Genomic DNA, 12422 nt, shown 5'->3' on the forward strand with positions numbered 1-12422 from the left:
TCATTTACATCATGAGCAACTACTTCATAATTGTTGTTTCTGAGATTTAGAGCCAAATTATAACCCATTTTACCGAGTCCTACGAGTCCGATTTGCATACTCCTAACCCCTAAAGGGGGATTTTAATGTTTATTTTCCCCACCTCTTTAGTTAAGTGGTGGGGAAGTTTTTAATATATTTTCTTGAACAAAATTACCCACAAAATTATTCCCCTTTAAGGGTTAGGGGTATTTTTTATTTATCCCACCAAACCTTGGTGTCTAAATCATCGGCACCTTGACGGCCAATGGCTTCTTTTACATTGACACTATTGACCGAAATTTCGGAGTTAGGATAGGTTAGGCGACGAATAAATGTGCCTTTAATTGCTTTTCCAGGGAAAGGATTTGGAGTTAATACAGGGAAACCACTTCTTCTGAAATTGGCAAAAGCCTCAGGGCCATTTAAAAACGAAGCTATCCAATATTGCGTATTGATTTGCTCTAATGCGGTAGCGGTTTTAAATGGATTTTCGGCTAAATAAGCTGTAATTGCCGCGGGAGCAACGGCCGAGTTTGCATCAAAAGTGGCCAATTGTTCCATATGGAGTCTAACCCCTTTGTTGAAATATGCTTCTGCTGTTGAGCCTGACACCCAGCCTCTTTGGGCGGCTTCTGCCAGCAAGAGTTGTGTTTGTGCAGCCGTTACCAAGAAATTTGGAGCAGTGTTTTTTGCCATGCGAGTTCTATCTACTTGTGTAAAATCATAGAAACTTGCCAATTTATTCTTTGCAACTTCGGCCGAGATTGTACTATTATCAAAACCAAAAGGCATTCCTATTTGTACTGCGGGTTCAGAGCTTGCTCTTGACGCTACTTGCTCGGGGCCTGATTTCGCTCCAACGTATCGAACCGCAATTGATTTCAGACGAGGGTCGTTTGTTTTCTTTAAGTAATCAACAAATGGGGCTGCCATATAAATGTTAGCGGCTTCGGTTGAATTCAGCATATTACCTACGGCATTCACATAGTTGGCATCGTGGCGAACCATTGCATTTTCGGTGTTAAGTTCCATTACACCAGCTGCTACAGCTCTGCCTACAACCGACTGAGCTTGAGCGGCATCTACTTTGGTCAGACGCATGCCCGCACGAAGTAAGAGAGAATTAGCAAACTTTTTCCATAAAGCAATATTTCCGCCATACAAAACATCGGCGGCCTCTACGGTTTTTGCAGCATCTAAGGCTGTTGAAGCTTCGGTCAATTCTTTGATTATTGCGGAATAAACGGCCTGTTGGGTATCATACTTTGGCAATACAATTTGCTGCGTATAACCTTTGGCTGCATCTGCGTATGGAATATCTCCGTAAGAGTCGGTAGTTACCATATAAGCGTATGCTTGTAAAATACGAGCCATGTTGTAGAGGTTCGAGCGTGCAGGCACATCTTTTGTTTGGTCGATTACATCTTGCGTATTTCTGATAACCGTACGGTAATATTTTTGCCAGTTCTGTACCGTATTATCACGGCTATCTTGGTTAAAATTTGCCCCCGTTAAAACCCCAGAGTTTGGCGATACCATTTGTTGTACGATACCAATTTCATAGATAACTGTACCGGGCGAATACGTACAATTGATGGTCGCATTATTGAGAATAAAAACTGGATTAACAGATGTTGCGGCTGTTTTATTGATATTTAGTTCGTCGAAACCTTTATCGCAGCTTGTTAGCCCCCAAAACGGAATAGATAACAATAAAGCTTTTACTATATTTTTCATTTCAAATTCATTTTTAAATTGATTACTTAGACTTCTGAGGCTTAAAACTTCACATTCAAATTAAAGCCCATGCTTCGAGTGGTTGGTAAACCGTGCGACTCCATACCAACAAGGTTATCAGAAGAATAACCAAAAGATTCAGGGTCGATATTATCTACCCATTTTTTGAGTAATAATACGTTATTCGCTACTAAGCTAAGCTTAGCTCCTTTGATGACTGAGTTTTTAGGCAAAAACTTCGTGAAGTCATAACCAGCTGTAATCTGACGTAATTTCCAGAAACCACCGTTATAAACAACTGGTTCGATGATTGCTAACGAGCGAACCACCGACCAGTAATCTTGCACATTGGCTTTTACTGTGTTTGGCTCGCCTTTTTCGTTTACTCCCACTCCAGTAACACCACCTGTTTCACGGCCTACAAGGGTATTTTTATGCAAACCATGACGGTATAAGTTGAAATTTGAACCTGAAAGCATCATGTTTCCTAATTTGAAATCAATTAAAGCAGATAAAGAAATGCCTTTATAATTGAAAGAGTTATTGATACCTCCTACCCATTTAGGTAAGGCACTACCATACGAAATCAAGTCAGCTGTGCGAAGTGGAATACCATTTGCTCCAAACACTTGCTGTCCATTAGCATCACGACGATACCCAAAACCATAAATCTGACCCATTTCTTGGCCAACTACTTGGCGAAGTTCTCCATTGAAAACGTGAGTTCCAACCGTAATTCTTTCGCCAGGAGTATCTGTCAATAAGCTGAGTACTTTTGTTTTATTGTAAGAACCATTGAGAGTAATATCCCATTGGAAGTCAGAAGTTTTTACAGGAACTAAGCTCAATAATGCCTCGGCACCATTGGTACGGCTACGTCCGCTATTGATGAGTGTGCTTGTAAAGCCCGAAGCATCAGAGATTTGTGCCGAAACGATTTGGTCGGTCGTAATTTTTTGGTAAACCGCAAAATCTAAACCTACTCGATTATTGAATAATTTCAATTCGATACCCGCTTCTTTTTCTGAGGCACGCATCGGGCGAAGATTAGCATTTGGAAGCGTATTGCCCGACGAACCACCAACTGGCTGCAATGCACCTGCTGGATTACTCAATAAGTTTGAGTTAATACCATAAAATAGATTGTTTGAATAAGGCGAAACGTCGGTGTCGCTACCAACCTCGGCATAAGCCACTCTCAATTTACCGAAATTCAACCAACTTGGTATATTATTGAATGATTGCGAGAAAACATAACTTCCCGAAACCGATGGATATAAAATGCTACGATTTTCGGGTGAAAGTGTTGAAAACCAGTCATTTCTTGCAGTTACGTTTACAAATAAGAAGTTTTTGTACGAAAACTCACTCGAACCATAGATAGAGTTTACGGCTCTTTCAGATAAACCATAGATTGGGTCTTTTACACGGCCATTCATAACGGTGTATAAGCCTCTCACAACAAAATCCTGAACAGCAGTAGAGTTCAAATCTGAACGGCGATACATTTGGTTTCCACCAAGATTTACGTCAACACCAAAATCTCCGAAAGTTTTTGAGGCCGCAATCAAGATATCGGCATTGGTTTCTCTAAATCTTCTCGATTCTTGGGTAAATGCACCATTCACAAAACCCGCTGGTGCGGCAGCCAGTGAAGCTGTACCCGTTGCGAAGTTATTGAACTCTTGGTCACGTGACCAAAAATCTTGTCCGACACGACCTTGAATATACAGCCAATCGGTAAGGTTATACTTTACTGAAACATTACCAAAGATTCTATCTCTACGAATATTCTGAAATTGCTCCGATAAAGTGAAATACGGGTTCGTACGATTCATGAATCTTGAATAAATATATTCATTTCCTGCGGCATTAAATTTCTTTTCTTCCAACAAACTCAAAGGCATTGAGTTAGCCATGTTTGAAAGGGCTGTCGGAATCGAGTTATCTTGATTGGCAACGTTTGGTGGATTTCTATTAAACTCGTTAGAGTAGTTGATATTTCCTGCAAAACTTAATTTTTTCGATAAATTATAAGAAAAACCTAAATTGAGGGTTTTTCTGTTGAAAGTATTATTGGGTACAATACCTTTATTATCCATATTTGAAAAAGAAAGGTTCATACCGCCTTTTTCGCCTGAGCTCGACAATGAAATAGTATTAGTGAAGTTTTGTCCGTTACGATAAAATTTACGAATACGATTATATTGCGGCTCGTAAGGAACACTTACTCCATCAAACAAAACTTGGGTCATACCTGGCTGAAATTTCTCTCCGAAAGACCATTGTCCAGAGGTTGGATTGGCCGTTGTTGGTCTTATTCCATTTTCGCCTTGACCATATTCGTATTGATAATCAGTAAAGTCTAAAGGTGTTTCATTCGTGAAGTTAGTATTGAAAGTCACTCCAAGACCCTTGTTATCGCCTTTCGATTTGGTTGTAATCATGATTACACCATCTTTTGCACGTGAGCCATAGAGAGCAGCAGCAGTAGCCCCTTTCAGTACAGTCATGCTTTCTACATCATCAGGGTTGATAGATGATAAACCATCACCACCATCTGAGGTATTTCCACCACCACGCACACCTATCGAATTATCAGCACCTGCATTACCTGGGTTTGTTCCAAAGTTAGTATTATCAATCGGCACACCATTGACAACAATTAAAGGGTTATTTTGTCCAGAAATCGAAGATTGACCTCTAATTCTGATTTTTGAAGTTCCAGCTGGGCCGGTTCCTAAACCCGAAATATTCACACCCGCAATTTTACCTGTTAAGGCATTCATCAAATTGGGTGTACGATTCTCGGTTAATTGCTCACGATTTACGGTGGAAGTTGCATAACCTAATTTTTTAGCCTCTTTCTTGATACCCAAAGCTGTTACGACCACCTCATCGAGACTTTGAGCATCTTCATCCAACGAAACATTAATTACTGATTGATTTCCAACTTTAATTTCTTGAGTTTTGTAGCCAATAAAGCTAAAAACAAGCGTAGCGTTAGACGGAGCATTGACACTAAATGTACCATCGGCACTGGTATTGGTACCAGTATTTGTGCCTTTTACCTGCACCGAAACACCCGGTAATGACACACCTTCCTTAGAGGATGTGACTTTTCCCGATATTTTTTGTGCGTAAAGAGCTGCCGATGCACACATCAACAGCATAAATAATAGTAGTTGTTTTTTCATGAATGACTTAATGAGTTTTATTTTAGTTAGGCAAATTTCTCAAAGAAAAAGCCATCAAACTTCCAAATAATTTCGGCGGTGGATATTATAATGATTGCTTGAAAAAATTGTAATATTTTTACACCAATATTAATTCAAATGTCTCATTTTTCTTTACATAAAGGTAAGTCGGCAGAAATTCAGGCTTTTCCGCACTTGATTGAGTTTTTTCGCAAGAAAATCCAACAAGTGTTGCCAAACTCTATGCCCGTAAAGGAAAATCAAGGATTAAGAATAGTTTTTGTTCTGGAAGGAAAATTTGAGTGGATTATTGATAACCAATCTATTACGGTCTATCCGAATGACGCTGTTTTGGTTTTCCCCAAACAAAAATTTGGAGGGACAAAAGAAATGTGGGATGTTGGGGTGGTTATTTCAATTAGTATTAGTCCTCGTTTTTTTTCGGAAGAAGGTGAGTTAATCTTAGGTGAATGGAGTAGTATTTCAGAAGCCGAACAACGATTGATTGGTAAATTGTTGTCATTAAATAAAAAACCTGTCTTGCAAAATTTTAAACCATTAGGAGAAATTTTACAAAAGATGGAAAACGAAGTATTTTCTAACGAGCTGGGCTTTAAAACACGTATCAATCATTTACTTGACGAATTTTTGATTACTACTGCCCGACAACTAAGTAAACAAGAAAACCAACGCCGAGATTTTCCTCAAACTTTTCAGAAATTAGACCAAATTTTGCGTGGGAATCTCGCCCATCCGTGGACTGTGGAAGAAATGGCCGTCATAATGGGTTTGGGTATAACTGCCTTTACTGAAAAAGTAAAATCGTATTCGGGGTTTTCACCGCTCAACTACCTCATAAATTTGAGAATTTCAGAAGCGATTCGCCTGCTAAAAACCACCAATATTAGCTTAACAGACATCGCACTCGATACTGGATTTTACTCATCGCAACATTTTTCCACAACTTTCAAAAAACTAACAGGCTATACACCAGGGCATTTTAGAAAAGCCCCCAACCCCTGAAGGGGAGCCAAAAACATTTTCGACTAAAATCAAAATAAAAAAACATTTTTCCTTCGCTCCCCTTTAGGGGCGGGGGGGTATTATGGAAACAATAATAACTATCGACATCGAAACAACAGCAGTACGAGTTATTGCTTTTGACCTAAAGGGCAAACAAATTGCTGCCCGAAAAGGCACATATCCGACTTTTCACGCCCAGCCAGACAATAGCGAACAAGACCCCGAACAGGTTTTTATAACGGTTCTTTTTGTCTTGAAAGGCTTGCTCAATGACCCTGCTTTTACCAAAAAGCATAAGGTCTTGTCCATAGTTTTCAGCTCGTCGATGCACAGTGTTTTGCCGATTGATAAAAACGGTGTGCCTTTAGGAAACGCTATTATTTGGGCTGATAACAGAGCCAGCAAAGAAGCCACCGAACTAAAAAACTCAGCATTAGGAGTTGAGATTTATAAAGCTACGGGGACACCGATTCACCCGATGTCGCCTTTGGCCAAAATAACTTGGATAAAAAATCATGACCCTGAGCGTTTTGCCAAAACGAGTAAATTTATCTCGCTGAAAGAGTATATCTTACATCAGTTTACGGGCGAATATCTAATTGATTACAGCCTTGCCTCGGCCACTGGACTATTCAATATTCATGAGTTAGCTTGGGAACAAAAATCCTTGAATTTTGCTGGTATTTCAAGCACTCAGCTCTCTCAACCAACCTCAATTTTTAATTCTGAACTTCGGCTTCGACCTGCTTTGGCAAAATCGCTACGACTTTCTGATAAAACAAAAATAATAATTGGCAGTAGCGATGGTTGTTTGGCCACACTTGGTTCGGGCGTATTCGGAGAAGGACAAGCGACTATCTCGATAACTTCGAGTGGTGCCGTAAGGGTAGCAGGAAAAGAAGTTTTGCATGACGAAAAACAACGTTTTTTTAATTATATTCTTGATAAGGAACATTATGTTTCGGGGGGGCCTACAAATAATGGTGGTGTAGCATTCGAGTGGTTTGCCCGACAATTTGGACATTTCAATAATGGACTTGATTTTGAAGATACCATTCACGATTTGTTCAAAGATGCCGCACAGGTTTCGGCAGGAGCAAACGGATTGCTTTTTTTACCCTATTTATTGGGTGAAAGAGCCCCACTTTGGAATGCCAACGCTCGGGGTGTTTATTTTGGGATAAATATCACCCACGAACAACAGCATTTTGTGCGTGCTACTATTGAAGGTATTTTGTTTGAGATTTACAGTATCGGTAAATTGCTACAATCTCATCGAAAAATCGACAATTTATATGTAAATGGTACGTTTGCAACCTTGCCACTTTGGTCGCAAATTATTTCTGATATGTTTGGTATTCAGGTAAATGTCAATGATAACCCCGATAGTGCTAATGTAGGTGCAGCAATGCTTGCTTTGACCGAAATGGGGATTTTTAGTAGTTTGGCCGATGCTGCCAAAACGATTCAGTCGTCTATGGTTTATCAACCTAACCAAGAAAATCACCAGAAATACCAGAAATTTTATGCAATTTTTGAACGATTAAGCTATAAACTCGAAGAAGAGTTTGATTTGATTGCGGAATTACAACAAAATCAAGGGGATTGATTATCTTTCGGGAAAAATCAACAAACCCTAAGCATTAATGAAAGAACGCCTGACCTCAATTGACGTTTTTAGAGGCATGACCATCATGCTCATGACTATCGTGAATAACCCAGGTGACTGGGGACATATCTACGCTCCACTCGAACACGCCGAATGGCATGGGTGTACGCCAACCGATTTAGTTTTTCCGTTTTTCTTATTTATTGTTGGTATTTCTACGGTACTTTCTATGCCAGTCAAAAAGTTTGATGGGTCGGTTTTAGAAAGAATCATTACCCGTGCATTAAGAATATTTCTCTTGGGTTTATCACTCAATTTCTTCTCAAAAATCCATCTTGGCTCGCTCGAAGGAGTGCCTTTGATGCTTGTTCGTTTGGTTTTTACGGCTATCATAACGGTCTTATTACTCGGTGAATATGACCGAAAAAAGCAACTTTACGTAGCTGTTGGTCTATTTGCTTTAATGATGATTTTGTGTTTTGGAGGTTTTGAAGATTTTGCTTCGGTCAGAATTCCAGGGGTTTTGCAGCGAATCGCTATCGTTTACCTGATTGTCTCAATTATTTACGCCACAACCAATACCACCGTGCAAATTATTATCGGTTTGGCGTGCTTGTTGGGCTATTGGGCTTTGATGGCCCTTGTTGATGTGCCGAATGTGGGAGCAGCCAACTTTGAGAAAGGCACAAACCTTGCCGCTTGGCTTGATAATTATCTATTACCGGGGCATCTTTGGGCAACTTCAAAAACCTGGGACCCAGAAGGTATTTTAAGTACAATTCCTGCCATCGGAACTGGCTTGGCGGGTGTTTTCACAGGAAAATTGCTCACCAATGATTTTCCAAAAAACAAAAAAGCAGTTTATCTACTTTCGGCAGGTGTGATTGGGGTAATGATTGGCATACTTTGGAATGATGTTTTTCCGATAAACAAAGCTTTGTGGACGAGTTCGTATGTATGTTATGCCGCAGGAATAGCCTTGATGGTACTAGGAGCGTTGTATTTTGTGATTGATGTTCTCGAAGTAAATGCTTGGACAAAACCTTTTGTGATTTTTGGTGTGAATCCGATGTTGGTATTTTTCTTTTCGGGAATTATTCCACGAGCTTTGAATATGATAAAAATCGCTCAACCCGAAAACCTTGAAAATTCCACTGCTGGTTTAGTTTCTTGGCTATACAGCCATTGGATTGAGCCATTTTTCACCGAACCCAAGAATGCATCATTGGCAGGGGCTTTGACATACCTGCTCATTTGGTTCGTAATTTTGGTACTTTTCGATAAAAAGAAAATGATATTTAAGGTTTAGTGTATATACATCAAACACTAAAATTATCGAAGTATATTTAGCGTTTGTAGCACCAAGTTGTTCGCAACTCCGACTCTATGCTGTCATACAACGAAACAAATTAGAGTCGAATTGGCGAACAACCTTGTGCTACAAATCTTACAAAAATAAACTCAAACTCGCTCCAAACTGCCAGTTTCTTGGAGCTGCGGTGTTGAAAAAGCGATTTCCTACGGCGTTGATGTCGTTGCCGAGGCTATATACTTCATTGAGTAGATTATCGCCGGCGGTGTAAATATTCAAGCCAATTCGCTCGAAATTTTTACGATAGCCTATTCTGGCATTCAATAATTTATAAGAATTGGCATAAACCGTGTTGGCATCAGTCAACGGAATTCGGTCGGTGAAATTGAGGGTTGAGTTGAGGTAAAAGCCCATTTTTGTTTGTAAATCTACGCCCGAAACCCACACTTGACGAGGCACACCCGTGAGTGCATTGCCCGATAAATCGGTTTTGAGTTGGAGGTAGTTTTTAAAGCTATAATCATTGAGAGTATAACTCGTGAAAACTCGCAATTCTTGAATAAATTCTTTATCTATATGCTTGATAATCAAGCTATTTAACAATAATTCAAGTCCATTTTGAAGCGTACTTCCCGCATTTGTAAAAATCTCTCTTCCTGCATTGTCGGTACGGCGAACGATGGTATTTTTTAGGCGAAATGAATAAGCCGTGATATCAAAATTAATTCGTTTTTTCAGGAGATTTCCACGAGTACCGACTTCGTAGTTGATACCTTTTTCGGGAGCGAGCGAAGGCACGAAAGAGCTATTCTGATAACCGCTGATGTATTCCGTAACGGTTGGCGGAGAAAAACCACTACTCACACTCGCAAAAACCGAGATTTTATCTTGTATTTTCTTCAAAAGGGCAATTCTTGGCAAAAATGCCGCTGGCAATAATTCAGAAATTGGCTTTATTTTCGGAGCATCCGACAAGCGAGTAAAATCATATTTGAAACGATTATAACTTCCGCCAATCGTCAGGATAAAGTTTTGCGGTAAGTCGGTTTCGAGCTGACCAAACAAAAAATAATTCCAAGCTGCTACATTATCATTGGTCTGTAAAGTATCGATTACGCCTGATTTATTTCCAAAATTACGAATCACCCAAGCCGATTTTTGGAGTTCACCACCCACTGTGAAGCGATTTTTTAGTTGGCCTAAATCAAACGAATAGTTCATGCGGGTCCGTCCGCCAAAAGTTTGTTCGTTGCGGATTTCATAATTCGTAATAAATGGATTTCGTAGTTCGGAAACTGTTCCGTAAATACTCGTTACGTTTGTCCAATGAGCATTCAAACGGTATTCTTGCGAAACCCCAATATTGAATAATTTCTGATAAATTCCTGCTTTTTGCTGAATCGAACTTGGCAGAGTTGCAGTTGCCAAACGTGCCTGACTTGGGTCTTTTTCAAACTGTGTTTGATTCAATCCGCCTGGGGTTTGGTATTTAATATCCGAATATAAAGTACTGATATTTAAGGTTTTATTGGGTGAAACAAAATAACTCGAACGCCAACTTAGTACATCACGCACGGCCGCACTATGTTGTCGATAGCCATCGGTTTGGGCGTGGGCATAACTCAGCACTGAATTAACTTTTTCGGAAGCCACATTCCACGAAACATTTCTATTTTGCAAGCCATAACTACCATAAGCCACACCAGTGTTGATATAATTCGTATGTCCTTTTCGGGTATTATTTCCATCGGCTTTTGCTCCTCCGAGTAGCACAACTCCGCCCGTTCCTGCTCCGTAAACGCTTCCTGCAGGACCTTTAATTACTTCGATATTGCCGATTGTGTTCATATCGAGCGAGTTCAGAAAAGTATTGCCATTTCCATCGGTCAGCGGAATATCATTCCAATAAACTTTTACATTCCGAACCCCAAAAGGCGAACGCAGCGAACTTCCACGAATGGCCAAACGATAACTCCCAGGCGAGCGTTCTTCCATGCGTACACCTGGCAAAGTATTGAAAACTGGTACAAGCGAAGTATTTTCAAAACGTTGTATATCTTTGATAGTAAGCACATTAACCGATGCGGCAGTTTCACTCAACTTGCGTTCGGTTTCAAAACCTCGCACCACAACTTCGTTGAGTTGTTTGGTAGAATCAGCTTCTTGGGCGAAACAATTTAGAGCAATGAAAGCAATAAAAAGAGTATTAGAAAGGTAAGTTTTAAGCATTTGGAAGTTCTAAAAATTGTAATTATTCATTAATCGAAAAAGCACCTGTATCGTACAAAGAAATAAGATTGAGGTGTAGGCTATCGGCTTGGTGTTTGAGGTTTTCTACCACGTATCGTTTGTTGGAATCATCGACAATGATTAGACCTGTTTGAAATTTACTGAAAGCTGGATTTAGTTTCCGAATAGCATTGTTTGAAAGCAATACATAATCGGCGTTTCCTTGCAAATTTCCGTTGAATTTTTGTTGTAACCACAAGATTCGTTTTCCCTCAAAATCCAGAAAAGTTACGCCTTGCTTGTTGGCGTACTGATTCAAAACCAATTCGTTTTGATTGACAACTCCGTGTTTATCATAATAGTTTTTGAGATGAAAATCATAGATTTTCTTGCTGTTGAGCAGAGCTGTATCAGCAATGAACGTAGCCGATTTTCCATCAATAATACTAATACCAGATTTCTTAGGAATAAAATGAAAAGTCAGGGCTTTTTGATTACTTTGAAAATAATCTTCAGCAATATTCAGACAAACTAAAACGCTCATAATCAATAAACTAACTCGTAGATATTTGATTTCGGAGCGGAGAAAAAAGAGAATAATTAGCAGGATTGTTGCGTACAAAAACAGCATTTCGGGAATCGACATCGAAAAACCTTTCAGCGTACCAAAAGGCAGTTTTTCTACGAAAAAAACGCTTTTATTCAGCCAAACGAGTGAATATTTTAAGATAAATGTAACAATATCTGATAAAACAGGAATCGGAGCAATCATCAATAAAAGCAAACCCGCAGGCAAAACCGCAAACGAGAAAAACGCCACAAATGGATTGGCAATAAGAAAAAATGTCGGGAATTGATGAAAATAATAAACGCTCAACGGAAAAGTAAACAACTGTGCCGAGAAACAAACGCAAGTACCTTCCCACAAACTTCTGATAATCAGATTATTGGGCGTAGCAAGTTGATTGAGATAAGGATACAAGAAAACAATGCCAATAATGGCCAAATACGATAACTGAAAACCTACATCAACCAACCAATAGGGATTCCAACAAAGCAGTAAAAGTGCCGAAATGGCAAGTGTATTATAAATATTCTGTTGGCGATTGAAGACTGGTGCTAATTGAATAATTGAAAACATAACCGTTGCCCGAAGCACAGTTGAGGAGAGTCCCGTAAAAACAGCATATCCCCACAAAAGCAGAATCACAACAGCCGCAAAGATTTGTTTGCCGTATTTTCCACGCTTTTTTATCCAACCCAGTATCCAGCCGAGCAACAAAAACAATATTCC

Annotated in this window: 8 protein-coding genes; 3 read left to right on the plus strand and 5 right to left on the minus strand. The window is 39.6% G+C overall.

Going from position 1 to position 12422, the window contains the following annotated elements; translation table 11 throughout:
* The 3 genes from ACOVO2_RS22755 to ACOVO2_RS22765 all read right to left on the minus strand — a co-directional run.
* Positions 1-98: NAD(P)-binding domain-containing protein (locus ACOVO2_RS22755; RefSeq protein WP_421772196.1), on the minus strand; the 98-nt coding region annotated here is incomplete at its 3' end.
* Between the two features lie 136 nt (positions 99-234).
* Positions 235-1758, minus strand: a complete 1524-nt coding sequence (locus ACOVO2_RS22760; protein ID WP_421772174.1) for a SusD/RagB family nutrient-binding outer membrane lipoprotein — start codon at positions 1756-1758, stop codon at positions 235-237.
* Between the two features lie 41 nt (positions 1759-1799).
* The gene (locus ACOVO2_RS22765; protein WP_421772175.1) at positions 1800-4955 is read right to left on the minus strand and encodes a SusC/RagA family TonB-linked outer membrane protein; all 3156 of its coding nucleotides are present in this window, start codon (positions 4953-4955) and stop codon (positions 1800-1802) included.
* 138 nt (positions 4956-5093) lie between these two features.
* Here ACOVO2_RS22765 and ACOVO2_RS22770 point away from each other — a divergent pair, with 138 nt between their 5' ends.
* The 3 genes from ACOVO2_RS22770 (at position 5094) to ACOVO2_RS22780 (ending at position 8896) form a co-directional block, all read left to right on the plus strand.
* Positions 5094-5978 carry a helix-turn-helix transcriptional regulator gene (locus tag ACOVO2_RS22770; protein WP_421772176.1) on the plus strand — a complete coding sequence of 295 codons (885 nt, stop codon included), beginning with the start codon at positions 5094-5096 and terminating at the stop codon, positions 5976-5978.
* Between the two features lie 82 nt (positions 5979-6060).
* Positions 6061-7587, plus strand: a complete 1527-nt coding sequence (locus ACOVO2_RS22775; RefSeq protein WP_421772177.1) for a gluconokinase — start codon at positions 6061-6063, stop codon at positions 7585-7587.
* 37 nt (positions 7588-7624) lie between these two features.
* The gene (locus ACOVO2_RS22780) at positions 7625-8896 is read left to right on the plus strand and encodes an acyltransferase family protein (RefSeq protein ID WP_421772178.1); all 1272 of its coding nucleotides are present in this window, start codon (positions 7625-7627) and stop codon (positions 8894-8896) included.
* Between the two features lie 138 nt (positions 8897-9034).
* On the opposite strand, the gene ACOVO2_RS22785 is transcribed toward ACOVO2_RS22780, so the two are convergent.
* The gene (locus tag ACOVO2_RS22785) at positions 9035-11128 is read right to left on the minus strand and encodes a TonB-dependent receptor (RefSeq protein ID WP_421772179.1); all 2094 of its coding nucleotides are present in this window, start codon (positions 11126-11128) and stop codon (positions 9035-9037) included.
* A 22-nt stretch (positions 11129-11150) separates the two neighbouring features.
* A partial coding sequence (locus tag ACOVO2_RS22790) for a ComEC/Rec2 family competence protein (RefSeq protein ID WP_421772180.1) occupies positions 11151-12422 on the minus strand: 1272 nt, incomplete at its 5' end.

The organism is Emticicia sp. (genome assembly GCF_049241225.1).
Lineage (GTDB): Bacteria > Bacteroidota > Bacteroidia > Cytophagales > Spirosomataceae > Emticicia.